The organism is Microbacterium sp., from assembly GCF_051860965.1.
In the GTDB taxonomy this organism is placed as follows: Bacteria; Actinomycetota; Actinomycetes; order Actinomycetales; family Microbacteriaceae; genus Microbacterium.
In genome coordinates this window covers 48,473-65,368 of record NZ_JBIMKU010000002.1, presented here as the reverse complement: position 1 = coordinate 65,368, position 16,896 = coordinate 48,473, and the positions used below count along the sequence as shown (strand labels likewise).

The window sequence follows — 16,896 nt, the reverse complement described above, 5'->3', positions numbered from 1 at the left end:
CGGCCGGCCGCGACGACCGAACGCAGGATGCCCCGGCCCGCCGCTCGAAAGCGTCGGCCGGGGCATCCGATCCCCTGCACGCGGGATCAGGCGCGAGCGGCCTCCGAGACCCTGCGCGCCGCCGCGAGCGCCTGCTCGAGGTCGGCCTTGAGGTCGTCGATGTTCTCGAGTCCGACCGAGAGGCGCACGAGTCCGGGAGTGACACCGGTCGTGAGCTGCTGCTCGGGCGTGAGCTGCGAGTGCGTCGTCGACGCCGGGTGGATGACGAGCGAGCGCACGTCGCCGATGTTGGCGAGGTGGCTGAAGAGCGTCAGCGAGTTCACGAACTCGCGCCCGGCCTCGACTCCGCCCTTGAGCTCGAACGAGAGCACGGCGCCGACGCCCTTCGGCGCGTACTGGTTCGCCGCGGCGTACCAGGGCGACGTCGGCAGACCGGAGTAGTTCACCGCGGCGACGTCGTCGAGGTTCTCGAGCCACTCGGCGATCTCCTGCGCGTTCTGCACGTGACGCTCGATGCGCAGCGAGAGGGTCTCGATGCCCTGGATGAGCAGCCAGGCGCTCTGCGGCGAGATCGCGGCACCGAGGTCGCGCAGCAGCTGCACGCGCGCCTTGATGATGTACGCGAGTCCGTCACCGACCGCGGCGGTGTACGACGCGCCGTGGTAGCTCGGGTCGGGAACCGTGAGCCCGGGGAACTTGTCGACGTTCTTCGACCACTCGAACTTCCCGCCGTCGACGATGACGCCGCCGATGACGGTGCCGTGGCCGCCGAGGAACTTCGTCGCCGAGTGGATGACGATGTCGGCACCGTGCTCGAAGGGCTTGATGAGGTAGGGCGTCGCGATCGTGTTGTCGACGATCAGCGGGATGCCGTTGTCGTGTGCGACGTCGGCGACCTTGCGGATGTCGAGGATGTTGATCTTCGGGTTGCCGATCGTCTCGGCGAAGAAGAGCTTCGTGTTGGGGCGGATGGCCGCCGCCCACTCCTCGGCGTCGTCCTGGTTCTCGACGAACGTCGTCTCGATGCCGAGCTTGGCGAGGGTGTACTTGAAGAGGTTGTAGGTGCCTCCGTAGATCGACGACGACGAGACGATGTGGTCTCCGGCCTCGGCGATGTTCAGCACCGCGAAGGTCTCGGCCGCCTGACCGCTCGCGACGAGGAGGGCGCCCGTGCCCCCTTCGAGGGCCGCGAGCCGCTCTTCGACGACGCCCTGCGTCGGGTTCTGGATGCGCGTGTAGATGTTGCCGAACTCGGCGAGCGCGAAGAGGTTCGCGGCGTGCTCTGCGTTGTCGAAGACGTACGAGGTCGTCTGGTAGATCGGCGTGGCGCGCGCCTTGGTCACGGGGTCGGGCGCAGCGCCCGAGTGGATCTGCTTGGTCTCGAAGCGCCAGTTCTCGGGTGCGGACATGAGTTGCTCCTGATGGATCTGATGGCCGGCGGCGGTCGTCGGGGCCTGAAGCGAGGGTAAGGATGCCGCGCCCCCGTAGACAACGAAGGGGTCATGCGACGTAACCTGCCGACGGTAGCGTGGAGGCATGGCGACGACGAGACGTGCGGTGGTCACGGGAGCGAGTTCGGGGATCGGCGAAGCGACCGCGCGACTGCTGCGCGAGCGGGGATGGGATGCCGTCGCCGTCGCGCGACGGGCCGACCGCCTCGAGGCGCTCGAGGCCGAGTGCGGAGCCGTCGCGTTCGCGGCGGACCTCACGAACCAGACCGATGTCGACGCCCTCGCGGAGTGGCTGTCGGCGTCCGGTCCGGTGCACGCACTCGTGCAGATCGCCGGGGGAGCGCGCGGCACCGACCGCGTCGAGGACGGTCGCGCCGAGGACTGGCAGTGGATGTTCGACGTCAACGTCCTCTCGGCGCAGCGGCTCGTCGCGGCGCTCCTTCCGCAGCTGCGTGCGGCCGCGGCATCCAGCGGCCACGCGGACACGCTCTTCGTCACATCGACGGCGGCCGAGACGCCGTACCCCGGCGGCGCCGGCTACAACGCCGCGAAGGCCGGCGAGGCGATGATCGCGCACGTGCTCCGGCTCGAGCTCAACGGCGAGCCCATCCGTGTGATCGAGGTCGCGCCCGGCATGGTCTACACGCCCGAGTTCACGCTCAACCGCCTCGCGGGCGACCAGAACGCGGCCGAGCGCGTGTACGAGGGCGTCGAGAATCCGCTCGTGGCCGAGGACGTGGCCGACGTGATCGCGTACGCCCTGAACGCGCCCGGGCACGTGAACCTCGACCTCATCACGATGCGACCGGTCGCCCAGTCCGCCCAGCACATGCTCGCGCGCGGTCCGCTCGCCGTGCGCCCCGGCGCCGAGCCGGCCTGAGGCTCCGCACCCGCCGCCCCGAACCCGCCCGCGAGGGTGCAGGGCGGGTCAGATGATCTGCGACTCGCCCGCGGTCTGCTCGAGCTCTTCGGGCAGGGTGTCGGCGAAGGCGACCTTCGGCACGAAGAACAGCACGGCCGCTGCGGCGAAGCCGCCGACCGCGCAGATCGCCCACACGGCGAGGTAGCCGCCGAGGGATGCCGCGGTCTGGCTGGCGACGGTGCCCGCGCCGACGGCGAGCAGGACCCCGAAGATCGCCGACGCGAACGTTCCGCCGATCGTCTTCGTCGTGTTCGTGAGCGCGGAGGCGATGCCGGTCTGCCCGCGCGGGGCGGCCGCGGCCGCCGCTGCGGGCATGGCCGCCACGAGCGCGCCCGAGCCGATGCCGGCGATCGACAGGTTGAGCAGCACCTGCCACAGCTCGAGGTGGAACGGCAGGAAGAGGAGATAGCCGACACCGACGAGCGTCGACGCGACGATCAGGATGACGCGCGGGCTCGCCTTGCGCGAGGTCACGGCGAAGATCACCGCGCCGACGATGAGCGAGACGAGGTACACCCCGATGACGTTCGAGCGGTCCGTGGCATCCAGCCCCAGCCCGTAGCCGAGTGACGAGTCCGTGCCCGCGTAGGTCGACAGGGGCCCCTGTGCTCCGAGCAGGCTGATGCCCACGAGGAACGCCGTGGCCTGCACGGGCCACATCTCGGGCTTGCGGAGAACGCGGATGTCGATCGCCGGGTCCTGCTGCTTCAGCTCGTACCGCACGAACCACCAGAACACCGCGACACCCGCCGCCAGCAGGGCGATGACCCACACCCAGCCGTCGAGGCCGAGGCCGAGCTCGCCGATCATGCGCATGTAGACGAGTGCGCCGGTCACGAGCAGGAGCCCCCAGGCGAGGATGACGAAGCCCCACGTGTCGAGCGAGCGGCCCGGCAGGGGCTCGGATTCGGGCACCGCGAGCCAGATCACGATCGCGATGAGCGTGACGGCGATCGCGGGGATGAACAGCGTCGTCTGCAGGTCGCCCGTCGCGGCGAAGATGCGCCCCGCTGCGAGTGCGCCGATGATGGCACCCGCCTGCAGCCCGACGACGAGCAGACCCGCGGCCCGGCGGGTCGTCGAGACGCCGCGATTCTGCCGCCGGCCGCGCTCGAAGATGAGCGCGATCTCGAGGGGAAGCCACACGACGTAGAAGCCCTGCAGCGCCCACGCGATGAGGAACGACCAGAAGTCCCCGGCGAAGGCGAGCCACCAGCTCGCACCGGCGGTGAGGATCGCCGAGATGAGCAGGATCTTCTTGTGCCCGTACATGTCGCCGAGCTTCGCGAGGATCGGCAGCACGAGCGCCGACAGCAGCAGCTGCGCCGCCTCGAACCAGTTGACGTCGGAGTCGTGGATGCCGAGCTGCTGGACGATGTCGCTGAACAGCGGCACGTAGAACCCCTGCAGCACGCCGCTCGTGATCTCGACCAGGATGAACCAGCCGATGAGGCCGGCGGTGATGCCGAGGGCGGAACCGCGCAGGCGGTCGGCGGCGGAGGAGGCGCGGGTCACGACGGTGAGACTAACACCGCGGGAGACCTAATCTGGGTGAAGGCCGACCGGGAGGACCTGACTGTGGAGAACGTGCGGGAAACGCTGACGTGGGACGGATTCGGCGCGGCATCCCGCGACCTGTCCCGGGCGATCGTCGCCGACCGGTTCGCGCCGGAGGTCGTCGTCGCGATCGCGCGCGGCGGTCTGCTGCCGGCGGGGTCGATCGCGTACGGCCTCGGCGTGAAGAACTGCGGCGCGATCAACGTCGAGTTCTACACGGGGATCGGCACGGTGCTCGACGCACCCGAGGTACTCCCGCCCGAACTCGACATGAGCTATCTCGCCGGCCGGCGCGTGCTGCTCGTGGACGACGTCGCCGACAGCGGCCGCACGCTGGCCCTCGCCGTCGATCTGCTGAAGGCTCGCGGCGCCGACGTGCGATCGGTCACGATCTACACGAAGCCGACGACGATCATCGAGCCCGACTATTCGTGGAAGGCGACGGATCGCTGGATCGACTTCCCGTGGTCGGCTCAGGGCTCGGTCATCGAAGAGGACGCCCGAGATGGCGCAGACGCTGTCTGAGCTGGCCGACGCGGGCCTCGTCGACGCGTCCTGGGCCCGGGCGCTCGCGCCCGTCGCGCCCGACATCGCGGCGCTGGGCGCGAGGCTCCGCGCCGAGACCGCCGCCGGGCGCGGGTACCTCCCCGCCGGCGACCGCGTGCTGCGCGCCTTCGCGCGGCCTCTCGACGACGTGCGGGTGCTGATCGTCGGGCAGGACCCGTATCCGACCCCGGGCCATCCCATCGGCCTCTCCTTCGCCGTCGAGGAGCACGTGCGTCCTCTGCCGCGGAGCCTCTCGAACATCTACCAGGAGCTCGAGGCCGATCTCGGCATCCCGCGCGCCCCGCACGGCGACCTGTCCGCGTGGAGCGACCAGGGCGTCATGCTGCTCAACCGCGTGCTGACCGTGGCGCCGGGCCGGCCCGCCTCGCACCGCGGATGGGGGTGGGAGAAGGTCACCGAGCACGCGATCCGCACTCTGGTGGCGCGCGACCGACCGCTCGTGGCCGTGCTGTGGGGGAGGGATGCCGCGAACCTGCGCCCCCTCCTCGGTCAGACACCCGTCGTCGAGTCGGCGCATCCCTCGCCGTTGTCGGCGAGCCGCGGATTCCTCGGATCCCGACCCTTCTCGCGCGTGAACGATCTGCTGCACGCGCAGGGGGCGGAACCGGTCGACTGGCGGGTCGTAGGCTGACATCCATGCTCGAGGAGGAATACGACCGCGACCGGCGCACGCTGCCGCGCCATCTGCGCAGGGCTCCGGAGCCCGAGCGGGTCTTCACGTTCACGATCCGTCCCGTCCAGGATCGCGATGTGCCCGACATCCGCGAGATCTACAACTACTACGTGACCAACTCCGTCGTGACGTTCGACGAGAAGAAATGGTCGCTCAAGCAGTGGCGCGACAAGATCGCCGGCATCCAGAAGGCGGGACTGCCGTTCCTGGTCGCGGAGTCGCCCACGGGTCAGGTGCTCGGGTATGCGCTCGTGCAGCCGATGTCGAGCAAGTCCGCGTATCGCTTCAGCGTCGAGAACTCGATCTACCTGGGGCAGGCGGCGACGGGCAAGGGTCTCGGCCGACCGCTGCTCGAAGCGCTGATCGTGGCGTGCGAAGAAGCGGGCATCCGCGAGATGGTCGCCGTCATCAGCGACAAGGGGGCCGAGGCATCCATCGCCCTCCACGAGAAGCTCGGCTTCGTCGAGGTCGGCCGCATGGGCCGTGTCGGGTTCAAGTTCGGCCGCTGGCTCGGCACGATCTACCTGCAGAAGTCGCTCAAGCCGGTCAAGAAGAAGCGGAAGCTGTTCGGCGGCTGATCAGTCGCCGGGCGCCTGCCAGTCGCGCACGGCGTCGACGAGATCGCGCCACGGGCCCGTGAGGCCGGCATCGGGCACGTCCGCCTCGCGTTCCTCCGACCCGCACCGCGCGGCGATCGACCACGTGTAGCGGTCGGCGCCCGCGCCGTCGGGTGCCGGCTCGTCCCACGGGCACTGCGAGATCAGGTCGACGAAGAGGGGCGCCTCGTCCGGCCGGGGCTCGGCACGCCACGCCTTGCGCAGCCCAGCCAGCCCGCCCGTGCGGGTCACGATGACGACGACGATCTCGTCGTCAGGGTCCGTCTCGTCCATCCCTCTCGACGCCGACACCCGCCCATGCGTCGCGGACGGCGTCGGCTTCCTCCGATCCCTCACCGTACTCGGTCTCGGCGGCGCGCACGGTGGCCGCTGCGAACGTCGCGAAGTCGGTGTCGGGGGTGAGCTCGCCGCCCGTGAGCGTGCGGTACCAGATGAGGCCGGCCCGCTCCCACGCGCGCCCGCCGAGAGCTTCGGCCAGCAGGTAGAAGGCGTGATTCGGGATGCCGGAGTTGATGTGCACACCGCCGTTGTCGTCGGTCGTCTCGACGTAGTCGCGCATGTGGCCCGGCTGCGGATCCTTCCCGAGCACGTCGTCGTCGTACGCCGTGCCGGGCGCGGCCATCGAGCGCAGGGCGCGGCCCTGCACCGCGTCGGTGAAGATGCCTTCGCCGACGAGCCAGGTCGCGGCGGCCGCATCCTGACCCTTCGCATGCTGCTCGGTGAGCACGCCGAACACATCGGCGATCGACTCGTTGAGCGCGCCCGACTGGCCCTGATAGGTCAATCCGCCTTCGGCGTCCACGATGCCGTGGGCGAGCTCGTGGGCGATCACCGAGAGCGACCCGGTGAAACCCTGGAAGACCTCGCCGTCGCCGTCGCCGAACACCATGCGCTCGCCGTTCCAGAACGCGTTGTCGTAGTCCTGGCCGTAGTGCACCGTGGCCAGCAGCTGACCGCCGGCGCCATCGAGGCCGTTGCGGGCGAAGGCGTCCCACAGGAAGTCGTAGGTCTCGCCGAGCCCGTCGAACGCCTCATCGACCGAGACGTCGCCCGTCGCGGGGTCGTCCTCACCCCGCACGCGGACACCCGGGAGCGTCTCACGGCGCTGCGCATCGGAGATCGTGCGGTCGGGAGCGGGGGCGGCCTCGGCGACGAGCGTGCCGCCGTCTTCGATCGACAGGCGCAGCCGCGTGCGCCCCGCGCGATACGGCCGCGGCACTGCGAGCGTCGCCCTGGCGGCCTCGGCGGCGCGGGCCCACGTGGGCTCCTGCACGGCGGCGATGCGGGCGAGCAGGTACGGGGGGACGATCGCGTGGGCCATGGTCCCGAGGCTATCGATGCGCCCCGACAACGTCACGTGGCCGTCGGGTCGATCGTGGGGATGGATGCCAGCAGCCGCCGCGTGTAGACGACCTGCGGCTGCAGGAGGACCTTCTCGGTCGGCCCCTCCTCGACGATGCGGCCGTCCTTCATCACGACGACCTCGTCGCACAGGTTCTGCACGACGCCGATGTCGTGCGACACCATGACGAGCGTCAGTCCGTCGCGCAGGCGCAGCTCGGCCAGCAGCTCGAGGATCTGGGCGCGCACCGTGACGTCGAGAGCCGAGAGCGGCTCGTCGCCCACGAGCAGACGCGGGCGGTGCACGATCGCCCGCGCGAGCGCGATCCGCTGGCGCTGGCCCCCCGAGAACTCGTGTGGGAACCGGTTCGCCATGGATGCCTCGAGCCCGACATCCTCGAGCACCTCGCGCACGCGGGCCCGGCGATCGCCCGCGATGCCGAGCGCCCACAGGGGCTCGCCCACGATCCGACCGACGCTCATGCGCGGGTCGAGCGAGGCGTACGGGTCCTGGAACACGATGCCCGTCTCCCGGCGCAGCCAGTGCAGCGAGCGGGCGGAGGCCGCGGCATCCACTTCCCGCCCGTCGAACGTCACGGTCCCTGCGGTCGGGGCGTCGAGGCCGAGCAGCAGCCGCACGAGGGTCGACTTGCCCGAGCCGGATTCGCCGATGACGCCCACCGCCGAGCCCTCGTCGATGTCGAGATCCGCGTCGTCGAGCGCGGTCGTGAGCACGGGCCGCCCCCACGCCTCGCCGGGCGAGCGGTAGGTGCGCGTGAGCCCGCGGGCGCTCAGCAGAGTCATCCGACGCCTCCCGGTCGCCACAGGGTCGCCGTCGCGTCGCGCAGGAGCTCCTGCGTGACGGGCGACGCCGGGGCGGTCAGCAGTGTCGGGACCGGTGCGTCCTCGACCACGCGGCCGTTCTCGAGGACGACGCCGTGCGTCGCGATCTGCGACAGGACGGCGAGGTCGTGCGTGATGAACACGAGCGACATCCCCTCGCGCTCGACGAGCGAGCGCAGCAGTTCGAGGATCTCGGCCTGGATGGTGACGTCGAGCGCCGTCGTCGGCTCATCCGCGATCAGCAGGCGCGGCCGGCAGGCGAGCGCCATCGCGATCGCGACGCGCTGGCGCTGCCCGCCCGAGAGCTGGTGCGGGTACCGCGAGACGATCCGCTCGGGGTCGGGGAGGGCGACGCGGGATGCCTCGGCGACCGCGCGGGTCGCGGCATCCCGCTTCGAGACGCCCTCGTGGATGCGGATCGACTCCGCGATCTGGCGGCCCACCGTGCGGATCGGATTCAGCGCCGTCCGCGGTTCCTGGAAGACGATGCCGATCTCGTCGCCGCGGAGCTCGGCGAGTTCGCGATCGGGCAGACCCAGCAGCTCGCGACCGTTCCAGCGGATCGACCCGCCCGCCTCGGCTCCGTCGGGCAGCAGACCGAGGATCGCGAGAGCCGTGAGCGACTTCCCCGAGCCTGACTCGCCGATGAGGCCGACACGCGCGCCGTCGGGCACCGAGAACGAGACGCCGTCGACCACGCGGCGACCTCCGATGTCGATCGTCAGGCCCTGCACCTCGAGCGTCATGACACCACCTCGGGGACGTGGGCCTCGGCGGCACGGCGCGCGCGGTTCGCGCGCGTGAGCGTCGGATCCGTCGCCTCGCGCAGCCCGTCGCCGAGCAGATTCAGGCCCAGCACCGTTAACGTGATCGCGAGTCCCGGCCAGATGACCGAGAGCGGATGCACGGTGATGTACTGCTGCAGCTGCGCGAGCAGAAGCCCCCACGACGGCTCGGTCGGCGGCGCGCCGACGCCGAGGTACGACAGCCCCGCCTCGGCGAGCACGGCCACGGCCATTCCCCACGAGAGCTGCACGATGAACACGGGCGCGACGTTGGGCATCAGGTGGCGCACCAGGTTCTGCGCGGGTGTGAGCCCCGATGCACGCCCTGCGAGCACGAAGTCGCTGTGCAGCACCCGCCGCAGCTCGGGACGCGTGACGCGCGCGATGTTGACGCCGAAGCCGATGCCGACCGCCCAGATGACGACCCAGAGCGACCCGCCGAAGACGGCGGAGATCATCATCGCGATGATCAGCACGGGGAAGGCGATCAGGATGTCGACGAGCACGGCGACCGACTCGCGGATCCACCGCGCGGTGAGTGCGCCGAGAGCCGCCAGGGCGACGCCGATGACGGTCGCGACGATGCCCGCGCCGATCGCGACGAACACCGTCGTGCGGGCGCCCGCCATGAGAAGACTCAGGATGTCGCGTCCCGACCCGTCGGTTCCCAGGACGTGCGGCCAGCCCGGGCCGGCCCAGCGGTCGGCGATGTCGACCTGCTGCGGGGGGAACGGCGTCCAGAACGCGGCGACGATCGCTGTCAGGAGGATGACGGCGACCACGATGAGTCCGAAGCGGCCCGTGGAGAGCGCCCACAGGCGCCCCAGCCACGCCCAGCGGCTCGGCGGGCGGTCGTCGCCGCGGTCGGAGGATCGGCGTCCGGTCGGATGATCGGCGCGCGATGGTCCGACGGAGCGCACATCCTCCGACCGAACGGGGGGTCGGGCTCCGGGTGCCGAGTCGCTCATGCCGCCTCCCTCTGCCGCGGGTCGATGAGGCGGTGCACGAGGTCGACGACGAACCCGACGACGAGCACGAAGCCGGTCAGCACGAGCAGCTCGCCCTGCACCTTGAGGAGGTCGCGCGCTCCGACGTCGGCGACCAGCATGCGTCCGATACCCGGCAGGGTGAACAGCTGCTCGATCACGACGGCTCCGACGATGATGCCCGCGACCTGGAGCCCGAGCACCGTGATGACCGAGAGTCCGACGACGGGAAGACCGTGGCGCAGGAGCGCGGCATCCCGTGTCAGTCCTTTCGCGGCCGCCGTGCGCACGAAGTCCTGACCGACGGCCTGCAGCGTCGCGCTGCGGACGAAGCGCATGAGCATCGCACCCTCGACGATGCCGATCGTGAGAGCCGGCAGCAGGAGCGCGCGGAAGGCGGCCCACGGATCGCTCCAGCCCGCGCGTGGGAAGCCCTGGGCGGGCAGCCATCCGAGCCAGACGGCGAAGACGACGACGAGCATCATGCCCGCCCAGACGACGGGCACGGCCGCGACCGCCTGGGCGCCCACGCTCAGTGCCGTGCCGTCGGCGCGTCCTCGGCGCATCGCCGACAGCACGCCGAGCGGCACGCTGAACAGCACGGCGATGACGAGCGCCATGATGCCCAGCGGCAGCGTCACCTGCGCCTTCTCGACCAGCTCGCTCGCGACCGTCGATCCCGTGATCTGCGAAGTGCCCAGGTCGCCGCGCAGCACGCCGCCGATCCAGTCGAGGTACTGCAGGGGGAGGGGCTGGTCGAGCCCCAGTCTCTCGCGGATGGCGGCGACCTGCTCGGGCGTCGAGCCCGTGCCGGCGATCAGCTGTGCGACGTCACCGGGCAGCACCCGCAGGGTGAAGAAGATCAGCACGCTGGCGACGAACAGCCCGAGCAGAAGCAGGGCCAGGCGCGTCAGCGTGTATCTGATCACCCGTTGCTCTTGGCGAGCTCTGCGAGGTTGAGGCGCTCGTTCACGTTGATCGAGGGCATACCCGTGATGTTAGTCCCGACCGCCACGACCGAGGCTCCGCTGTAGAGCCAGTCGCCGGCGGCGTCCTCGGAGACGATCTTCGCGGCCTGGGCGAGCAGGTCGGCGGCCTCGGTCTCGTCGGTCGCGGCGAGCGACTCCTGGTACAGCCGCTGCACCTCGGGGTTGTCGTAGGTGAAGTAGTAGTCGGGGTTCGCCCAGTTCTCGAAGTCGCGCGCTTCGGTGTGGAGCACGAAGCTGAGGTCGTAGTCCTTGTTCGTGTAGACATCGTTGAGCCACGTGCCGAAGTCGACCTGATCGACCTCGAGGGTGATGCCCACGTCGTTGAGGTTCGACACGAGGATCTGCGGGATCGTCGTGGAGTAGAAGTTCGGGATCGTGAGGGTCAGCTCGAGATCCTCTTCGCCCGCTTCCGCGAGGAGCGCCTTGGCGGCTTCGGGGTCGTAGGGCGCGACGTCGGAGAGGTCCTCGTAGCCCGGATCCAGCTCGGGGATCGGACCGTACAGCGTCGAGCCGGATGCGAGGGCCTCGACGAACGCGTCGTGGTCGATCGCCTGGCGGATAGCCTGACGCACGCGCTTGTCGGCGAGGGGGCCCGACGTCTGGTTGAACGCGAGCGTGCCCTTGTCGGTCGACTGACCGAGCACGACCTGGTAGTCGCCGTTCGCCTCGACCTGGCTGGTGAGGTTCGCGTCGAACCCGGTGAGGGCGTCGACCTCGCCCGCGAGGGCCGCGTTGAGAGCTGCCTGGTTGTCGGGGATGTAGTCGAACACGACCTCGGCGACCTTGGCCTTGTCGCCCCAGTACTCCTCGTTGCGCGCGAAGGTGATGCTGTCGCCCTGTCGCCAGTTCGTCAGCGTGAAGGGACCGGTGCCGTTCGCGGCGGTCTTGTAATCCACCGTGTCGTCCTGCTTGAGGATGATGCCGGCGCGGCCGGTGAGGTTCCACAGCAGGCTCGAGTCGGGCTCGCTGAGGGTGAGGGTGACGTCCTGCCCGTCGGCGGCGATCGTCTCGACGTTCGCGAGCCGGGCGGAGTCCCGCCAGGCCGGGGTATCCTTCCGGGTCTGCAGCGACCATACGACGTCCTGCGGCGTGAGCTCCTGCCCGTCGTGGAACGTGACGCCCTCGCGCACCGTGAACGTGTACTCCAGTCCGTCCGACGACACCTCCCAGTCCGAGGCGAGCGCGGGCACGATGTCCTGCTCGGGCGTGCGAGACACGAGCCCCTGATAGATGTTGTCGACCAGGATCTGATCGACCGCCGCACCCGCCGTCTCGCGGATGTCGAGGTTGCCGGGCTCGAGCACGAGCCGGATCGCGACCGACGCGTCGGGATCGGCGTCACCCGTCGCGGTCGGCGCCGGCGCCGGAGACGTGCACCCGGTGAGCGCCAGGGCGCCTGCGGCGAGCAGGGCGGCGGCGGCGAGTGCGGTGCGACGGAACATGTGCGGGTCCTCTCGGAGGAACGTCCCTGCGGTTGCGGGACGCGCGGGCCTCGGGCGGTGCGTGTGCGTCCCTCAGCCTAGAGATGTCGTGGTGCGCGCGAGGCGTCCGTTACGGCGAACGCAACAGAAGCGTTAACCCTTCCCGGCCTTCGCGGCGAGGATCGCGCCGAGTCGGACCGGGATCTCCTCCTGCACGTTGTGCCCCGAGGGCACGACGACGATGGATGCCGCCGGCACCCGCGCGGCGAAGGTCGCGGCATCCGCCTGCGTCACGTACCCGTGGTCGCCGCGCACGAGCGTCACGGGAGCCGTGACGGCGGAGAGGTCGTTCCAGCCCTGCTCGCCGAGCGCGGCGGCGACGGCGTCGGGGGTCGCCGGATCGACGCCCGACGCCGACATCGCATTCGCCAGGTGGGCGAAGTGGTGCTTCCACTCGACGCGGCCGTCCGGGCGGATGCGGGAGTTGAAGAACACCCCCCGCGCGGCGGCCTCGGGTGATCCGCCGAGCCCGAACGACAGCGCACGCTCGACGAGCTCCTCGCGAGACGCCCAGTCGGTCGGGCCGGCGAAGAACTCGCGGATCTGCCGGGCGCCCCCGTTCGGGTCGATGCCCGGCGTGATGTCGATCACGACGAGCTCGGTGACGAGGTCGGGACGGGATGCCGCGACCGCCGCCGCGGTGAGCCCGCCGAGAGACTGTCCGACGAGCAGCTGCGGGCGGTCGGTCCAGGCATCCATCCCCGTCGCGACATCGGGTGCGAGCACGGGCGCGAGGTAGGCCATGTCTTCGCGCCAGGACGAGTCGCCGTGGCCCGGGAGATCGATCGCGAGCGACGGCAGTCCGAGCGCGAGGATCGTCGTGTCCCACGTGTGGGCGTTGAGGCCCGCCCCGTGGAGGAACGTGACGACGGGCGACTCGTCGCCGTAGCGGAGGGCGCTGAGCATCCGGCCGTCCGGCAGGGCGAGATCGATGCGCTCACCGCGGGGGAGAGGCCCCGCGATGCCGGCGTCGGCGGCCTGCGCCGCGAGGAACGAGAACTCGTCGATGGGGTCGCTCACGCCCCTCATTCTGGCCCACCGGCCAGGTCGGCTGGGTACGCTGGCGTCATGAGCGAAGCCCGAGTGCACCTGTCGAGATCCGCCCGCGATGCCTACAACGCGTTGGAGACGTTCTCGAAGACCGTCAAGGACCTCGCGGGTGACGCGGGCATCGATGCGCGCCTCAAGGAGATCGTGCAGATCCACGCCTCCCAGCTCAACGGCTGCGCGTACTGCGTGCGCGTGCACGTCGATCGCGCGGTCGAGGCGGGGCTCGACGCCGACACGATCGCCCAGGTCGCGACGTGGCGCGACTCGGGCGTCTTCACGGAGCGGGAGCGCGCCGCGCTCGAGCTCACGGAGTCCTTCACCTTCATCCACGAGGACGGGATCCCCGACGACGTCTACGACCACGTCGGCGGCATCCTGACCGAGAAGGAGTACGTCGCGCTGAGCTGGCTGCTCGTGTCGATCAACGCGTTCAACCGCATCACGATCGCGGGCCGATATCCCGTGCCGCCTCGATCGCAGTGACGTCCGAGATCCACGTCCCGGGCGCGACGAACTTCCGCGACGTCGGCGGCCTGACGGCGGGATCGGGGCGCACGCGCGCCGGCATCCTGTTCCGTTCGGGCAACCTCACCCACCTGGACGAGGAGGGTCGCACGGCGATCACGGGCCTCGGGATCCGGCGCGTGATCGACCTGCGCGACGACGACGAGGTGCGCCACGCGCCGAGCCGCCTCGACGGGCTCGGCATCGAGACGCAGCGCGTTCCCCTCTTCCTGGGCTCGGTGGTCTCCTTCTTCGAGGAGGACCTGTCGCTCGACGAGATGTACCGGCGGCTCATCGAGGACTCGGCCGCCGGTGTGGTCGATGTCGTCCGGGGCATCGTGACCGACCAGCCCGTTCTCGTGCACTGCACCGTCGGCAAGGACCGGACAGGGGTCACGGTCGCACTCGCGCTGCGTGCCGCGGGTGTCGACGAGGACGCCGTCGTCGCCGACTACGCGCGCACCGAGACCCTGCTGCCCGCTGAGCGAAATCGCAGGATCCTCTCGTGGCTGCGGACGCAGCATCCCGATGCCGTTCATCTCGAGGACCTCGCGACGCGCTCGCCGGCGCCCGTGATGCGTGCGGCGCTCGCACGGGTGGATGCCGTCCACGGGTCGCCGGGGGACTACCTGCGTGCGCACGGCCTCTCGGACGACGAACTCCGCGAGCTGCGGCGTGTGCTGATCGCGGCGGAGTGATCGAGTCCGCGCACCAAGGTAAGGCATACCTACACAGGGGTATACTGGTCTGATCATGACCAGCACCGCCGAGACCACCGCGCACAGCGCCAGCGCGTGCCGTGCGTCGAAGCACACGCGGGTGCAGCACCTCATCACGGCCGACGAGTCGTCGCTGGTCGATCTCGAGACGCTCCTCGCGACGCTGCCGATCTGCTCGACGGGTCGGGTCTTCATCGAGATCCCGGATGCCTCGTGGCAGGCGCCCGTCTCCGCCCCCGCGCGCATGACCCTCACGTGGCTCGACCGCTCGGTCCGCTCCGGTGAGGCCGGCAGCGGTCGTGGCTGCGCGCCGGGCCAGGCTCTCGCCCGCGCCGTCACGGCATGGGCCGACGAGATGCTCTGCGCGGAGGACGACGCGACCCGCATCCATCTCCTGGGCGGCTTCCTCGGCACTGCCGACATCGTCGATCACCTGACGACCCGCAACGGCGTCGCGGCCGGTGCGATCCACACGCCCGAGCAGTACGGACTCGCGACCGCCCGCTGACAGTCCTCCGACGCCCAGGCGTCCGGAACACGCGGGCGCCTGCCGTCCTCATCCGCGCGTCGCGGACCTCGACCCGCTATCTTCTTCGCATGACCGCCCCCGTCGTCGTGCATCCGACCGAATCCGCCGTCGATCCGCGGGATCTGCGCATTCCGCTGTGGGCGGTGGTCTGGCTCACGATCTCCGCCGTCATCCAGACGTACGACGCGTGCTACGTGCTGTTGGGGCCGCTCTCGCACGACGGCGGACCGCTCGCCGGCATGTGGCCGGGACACGTCTTCTACGGCACGTTCGATCACCGGTACGCGGACTTCGACTCGTTCGGCAGCGCCCAGAGCTGGGCGAACCTGCTCGAGGTCGTCGTGATCGTCTGGGTGCTCTTCCACGCGAAGAGGTGGTCCGGCGTCGTGGTCGGTCTGATCGTCACGGTCGCGACGTTCTGGAAGACCGTGATCTACTTCCTCGTCGAGATCTCGAGCGGGCTCGAGATGACGCGTCAGGCGCTGGAGCGCGGCGACATCCTCGGCTTCCTGATGGTGGCCGTGCTGCCGAATCTCTTCTGGATCGTCTTCCCGCTCGCCGTCGTGATCACCCTCGGGCGCCAGGCCTACCGCGTGGGCCGCGCGGCCGTCGTGCGCGGGACGTAGTTGCCGTCCTCCAGGCCCGCGGCGATCTCGAAGCGGTTGCGCAGCGGATTGCGGCCGGCGAGCAGATAGAGCACCGGCATGAGGAACCCGTAGCGCTGCCATTGGCGCTTGTGCACGGCCTCGTGCTGCAGCAGGCGCGGGGTGATCGCGCCGTCGCCGGTGAGGAAGCATCCGCCGACGCATGTGCCGCCGCGGCCGTACGTCCACGACGGCATACCGCGGAACACCCAGAGGCCCTGCTGCTTCGTCACGCGGCCCGTGCTCCAGATCGAGCCCCACACCCAGCCGACGGTGCTGCCGTACCAGTAGCCGAGGCGGCTGATCGGAGAGTCGAGGAGGACGCCGGGGATGAACCGGTCGAGCTTCTCGCCGCGCGCGACGGCGCGCGCGGCGTCGGCCTCCCAGCCGGCGGGCGGTGTCGCGATGGGGCTCACGCGAGAGCCCCGACGATGCGCAGGATCGCGCCGAGATCGTCCGACGCCGTCGCGGCAGACGCGGGGGAGTAGCCCGCGATCGACGAGCCGACGAGCGGCACGGCCGATCGCGCGGCAGCGATAGCGCCGGTGAGCTCGCCCACCGTGAGCCCGAAGGGCTCGGGATGCGCGTTGCCGGTGAGCTCTGCGGGATCGAGCACGTCGACGTCGACGTGGATGTAGAGCGCCTCTGCCCCCGTCGCCCGCAGGGCCGCGACCAGCGTCTCGGGGTCGCGCAGCGCGTCGACCGGGAGCACGGCGACGCCGAGCCGATCGATCGCTTCGGCCTCGGGTTCGTCGAACGAGCGGGCTCCGCCCACGACGACGCGGCCCGGCGGAACGTCGCCGGGATCGAGCGCGAGGCCGTCCTCGCCGTCGCCGACGACGGCACGCAGGACCATCCCCGCGAACGCGCCCGACGGCGACGAGGCGGGATCGTTGAAGTCGGGGTGCGCGTCGAGCCAGACGACGGCGAGCGACGGATGCCGGCGGACCGCGTGCTGGATCGCGCCGAGCGCGACCCCGCAGTCGCCGCCGACCGTGAGGACCGGCTCTTCGAACGGCGCGAGCGCCTCGACGATGCGCTCGCTGATGCTCAGCAGAGTGCTCAGCCGCCGCACGCCGGTTCCGAGGGCCTCGCCCGCGCCGGCCGGCACGTCGAGCACGATCGTCGCCGAACGGGGCAGATCACCCGCGATGGCGTCGGCTCCGTCGATGAGCTGCATCGCGCGCGAGGACGGACTTCCCTGCCACTGCGGAACCACGAGGTATCGCGTCATCCCC

At 70.6% G+C, this 16,896-nt stretch carries 20 protein-coding genes; 8 read left to right on the top strand and 12 right to left on the bottom strand.

Translation table 11 applies throughout. The annotated features are described in order from the left end of the window. Window positions 1-86 precede the first annotated feature (86 nt). The gene (locus ACTIFV_RS03875; protein ID WP_439591461.1) at window positions 87-1,409 is read right to left on the bottom strand and encodes a bifunctional o-acetylhomoserine/o-acetylserine sulfhydrylase; all 1,323 of its coding nucleotides are present in this window, start codon (window positions 1,407-1,409) and stop codon (window positions 87-89) included. 127 nt (window positions 1,410-1,536) lie between these two features. On the opposite strand from ACTIFV_RS03875, the gene ACTIFV_RS03870 reads away from it, so the two are divergent. Next, on the top strand, window positions 1,537-2,331 hold the full coding sequence (locus ACTIFV_RS03870; RefSeq protein WP_439591460.1) for an SDR family oxidoreductase: 795 nt from the start codon (window positions 1,537-1,539) through the stop codon (window positions 2,329-2,331). Window positions 2,332-2,379: 48 nt separating this feature from the next. On the opposite strand, the gene ACTIFV_RS03865 is transcribed toward ACTIFV_RS03870, so the two are convergent. Next, entirely contained in the window at window positions 2,380-3,888 is a 1,509-nt protein-coding gene (locus ACTIFV_RS03865) for an MFS transporter (protein ID WP_439591459.1), read from the bottom strand. Window positions 3,889-3,951: 63 nt separating this feature from the next. On the opposite strand from ACTIFV_RS03865, the gene ACTIFV_RS03860 reads away from it, so the two are divergent. The 3 genes from ACTIFV_RS03860 to ACTIFV_RS03850 are packed head-to-tail and all read left to right on the top strand — an operon-like array spanning window position 3,952 to window position 5,748. Next, complete coding sequence (locus ACTIFV_RS03860; RefSeq protein ID WP_439591458.1) at window positions 3,952-4,455, top strand: phosphoribosyltransferase; 504 nt, start codon at window positions 3,952-3,954, stop codon at window positions 4,453-4,455. Further along, the gene (locus ACTIFV_RS03855) at window positions 4,436-5,128 is read left to right on the top strand and encodes a uracil-DNA glycosylase (RefSeq protein ID WP_439591457.1); all 693 of its coding nucleotides are present in this window, start codon (window positions 4,436-4,438) and stop codon (window positions 5,126-5,128) included. The genes ACTIFV_RS03860 and ACTIFV_RS03855 overlap by 20 nt, the downstream gene beginning before the upstream one ends. 5 nt (window positions 5,129-5,133) lie before the next feature. Further along, window positions 5,134-5,748, top strand: coding sequence for a GNAT family N-acetyltransferase (locus tag ACTIFV_RS03850; RefSeq protein ID WP_439591456.1), 615 nt, complete (start codon window positions 5,134-5,136; stop codon window positions 5,746-5,748). Here the strand turns inward: ACTIFV_RS03850 and ACTIFV_RS03845 are convergent, their stop codons facing one another. The 8 genes from ACTIFV_RS03845 to ACTIFV_RS03810 form a co-directional block, all read right to left on the bottom strand. Then, window positions 5,749-6,060 carry a protealysin inhibitor emfourin gene (locus ACTIFV_RS03845; protein ID WP_439591455.1) on the bottom strand — a complete coding sequence of 104 codons (312 nt, stop codon included), beginning with the start codon at window positions 6,058-6,060 and terminating at the stop codon, window positions 5,749-5,751. After that, window positions 6,041-7,108 (bottom strand): M4 family metallopeptidase, encoded by a 1,068-nt coding sequence (locus ACTIFV_RS03840; RefSeq protein ID WP_439591454.1) that lies wholly within the window; start codon window positions 7,106-7,108, stop codon window positions 6,041-6,043. Before ACTIFV_RS03840 ends, ACTIFV_RS03845 begins: the two co-directional genes overlap by 20 nt. Window positions 7,109-7,140: 32 nt before the next feature. Beyond that, on the bottom strand, window positions 7,141-7,932 hold the full coding sequence (locus ACTIFV_RS03835) for an ABC transporter ATP-binding protein (RefSeq protein ID WP_439591453.1): 792 nt from the start codon (window positions 7,930-7,932) through the stop codon (window positions 7,141-7,143). After that, entirely contained in the window at window positions 7,929-8,717 is a 789-nt protein-coding gene (locus tag ACTIFV_RS03830; RefSeq protein WP_439591452.1) for an ATP-binding cassette domain-containing protein, read from the bottom strand. Before ACTIFV_RS03830 ends, ACTIFV_RS03835 begins: the two co-directional genes overlap by 4 nt. Then, the gene (locus ACTIFV_RS03825; protein ID WP_439591451.1) at window positions 8,714-9,724 is read right to left on the bottom strand and encodes an ABC transporter permease; all 1,011 of its coding nucleotides are present in this window, start codon (window positions 9,722-9,724) and stop codon (window positions 8,714-8,716) included. Before ACTIFV_RS03825 ends, ACTIFV_RS03830 begins: the two co-directional genes overlap by 4 nt. After that, complete coding sequence (locus ACTIFV_RS03820) at window positions 9,721-10,671, bottom strand: ABC transporter permease (protein WP_439591450.1); 951 nt, start codon at window positions 10,669-10,671, stop codon at window positions 9,721-9,723. Before ACTIFV_RS03820 ends, ACTIFV_RS03825 begins: the two co-directional genes overlap by 4 nt. Beyond that, window positions 10,668-12,173 (bottom strand): ABC transporter substrate-binding protein, encoded by a 1,506-nt coding sequence (locus ACTIFV_RS03815; RefSeq protein ID WP_439591449.1) that lies wholly within the window; start codon window positions 12,171-12,173, stop codon window positions 10,668-10,670. Before ACTIFV_RS03815 ends, ACTIFV_RS03820 begins: the two co-directional genes overlap by 4 nt. Window positions 12,174-12,305: 132 nt before the next feature. Then, entirely contained in the window at window positions 12,306-13,241 is a 936-nt protein-coding gene (locus ACTIFV_RS03810) for an alpha/beta fold hydrolase (protein WP_439591448.1), read from the bottom strand. 39 nt (window positions 13,242-13,280) lie between these two features. Here ACTIFV_RS03810 and ACTIFV_RS03805 point away from each other — a divergent pair, with 39 nt between their 5' ends. From ACTIFV_RS03805 to ACTIFV_RS03790, 4 genes are all read left to right on the top strand, one after another. Further along, the gene (locus ACTIFV_RS03805) at window positions 13,281-13,745 is read left to right on the top strand and encodes a carboxymuconolactone decarboxylase family protein (RefSeq protein WP_439591447.1); all 465 of its coding nucleotides are present in this window, start codon (window positions 13,281-13,283) and stop codon (window positions 13,743-13,745) included. Then, entirely contained in the window at window positions 13,742-14,464 is a 723-nt protein-coding gene (locus ACTIFV_RS03800) for a tyrosine-protein phosphatase (protein ID WP_439591446.1), read from the top strand. The genes ACTIFV_RS03805 and ACTIFV_RS03800 overlap by 4 nt, the downstream gene beginning before the upstream one ends. 55 nt (window positions 14,465-14,519) lie before the next feature. Continuing rightward, window positions 14,520-14,993: an SIP domain-containing protein gene (locus ACTIFV_RS03795; protein ID WP_439591445.1), complete on the top strand. Its 474-nt coding sequence runs from the start codon at window positions 14,520-14,522 to the stop codon at window positions 14,991-14,993. Between the two features lie 89 nt (window positions 14,994-15,082). Next, entirely contained in the window at window positions 15,083-15,640 is a 558-nt protein-coding gene (locus ACTIFV_RS03790) for a hypothetical protein (protein WP_439591444.1), read from the top strand. Here ACTIFV_RS03790 and ACTIFV_RS03785 read toward each other — a convergent pair. Further along, window positions 15,601-16,074 carry a Fe-S oxidoreductase gene (locus tag ACTIFV_RS03785; protein ID WP_439591443.1) on the bottom strand — a complete coding sequence of 158 codons (474 nt, stop codon included), beginning with the start codon at window positions 16,072-16,074 and terminating at the stop codon, window positions 15,601-15,603. The two genes, ACTIFV_RS03790 and ACTIFV_RS03785, sit on opposite strands and share 40 nt — an antisense overlap. Next, on the bottom strand, window positions 16,071-16,892 hold the full coding sequence (locus tag ACTIFV_RS03780; RefSeq protein WP_439591442.1) for an arginase family protein: 822 nt from the start codon (window positions 16,890-16,892) through the stop codon (window positions 16,071-16,073). Before ACTIFV_RS03780 ends, ACTIFV_RS03785 begins: the two co-directional genes overlap by 4 nt. Window positions 16,893-16,896 lie beyond the last annotated feature (4 nt).

Coding starts and splice junctions, on each gene's coding strand:
- ACTIFV_RS03795 (WP_439591445.1), top strand. CDS start 14,520: ATGACCAGCACCGCCGAGACCACCGCGCACAGCGCCAGCGCGTGCCGT.
- ACTIFV_RS03875 (WP_439591461.1), bottom strand. CDS start 1,409: ATGTCCGCACCCGAGAACTGGCGCTTCGAGACCAAGCAGATCCACTCG.
- ACTIFV_RS03840 (WP_439591454.1), bottom strand. CDS start 7,108: ATGGCCCACGCGATCGTCCCCCCGTACCTGCTCGCCCGCATCGCCGCC.
- ACTIFV_RS03835 (WP_439591453.1), bottom strand. CDS start 7,932: ATGACTCTGCTGAGCGCCCGCGGGCTCACGCGCACCTACCGCTCGCCC.
- ACTIFV_RS03850 (WP_439591456.1), top strand. CDS start 5,134: ATGCTCGAGGAGGAATACGACCGCGACCGGCGCACGCTGCCGCGCCAT.
- ACTIFV_RS03830 (WP_439591452.1), bottom strand. CDS start 8,717: ATGACGCTCGAGGTGCAGGGCCTGACGATCGACATCGGAGGTCGCCGC.
- ACTIFV_RS03805 (WP_439591447.1), top strand. CDS start 13,281: ATGAGCGAAGCCCGAGTGCACCTGTCGAGATCCGCCCGCGATGCCTAC.
- ACTIFV_RS03855 (WP_439591457.1), top strand. CDS start 4,436: ATGGCGCAGACGCTGTCTGAGCTGGCCGACGCGGGCCTCGTCGACGCG.
- ACTIFV_RS03790 (WP_439591444.1), top strand. CDS start 15,083: ATGACCGCCCCCGTCGTCGTGCATCCGACCGAATCCGCCGTCGATCCG.
- ACTIFV_RS03845 (WP_439591455.1), bottom strand. CDS start 6,060: ATGGACGAGACGGACCCTGACGACGAGATCGTCGTCGTCATCGTGACC.
- ACTIFV_RS03810 (WP_439591448.1), bottom strand. CDS start 13,241: ATGAGGGGCGTGAGCGACCCCATCGACGAGTTCTCGTTCCTCGCGGCG.
- ACTIFV_RS03780 (WP_439591442.1), bottom strand. CDS start 16,892: ATGACGCGATACCTCGTGGTTCCGCAGTGGCAGGGAAGTCCGTCCTCG.
- ACTIFV_RS03825 (WP_439591451.1), bottom strand. CDS start 9,724: ATGAGCGACTCGGCACCCGGAGCCCGACCCCCCGTTCGGTCGGAGGAT.
- ACTIFV_RS03870 (WP_439591460.1), top strand. CDS start 1,537: ATGGCGACGACGAGACGTGCGGTGGTCACGGGAGCGAGTTCGGGGATC.
- ACTIFV_RS03815 (WP_439591449.1), bottom strand. CDS start 12,173: ATGTTCCGTCGCACCGCACTCGCCGCCGCCGCCCTGCTCGCCGCAGGC.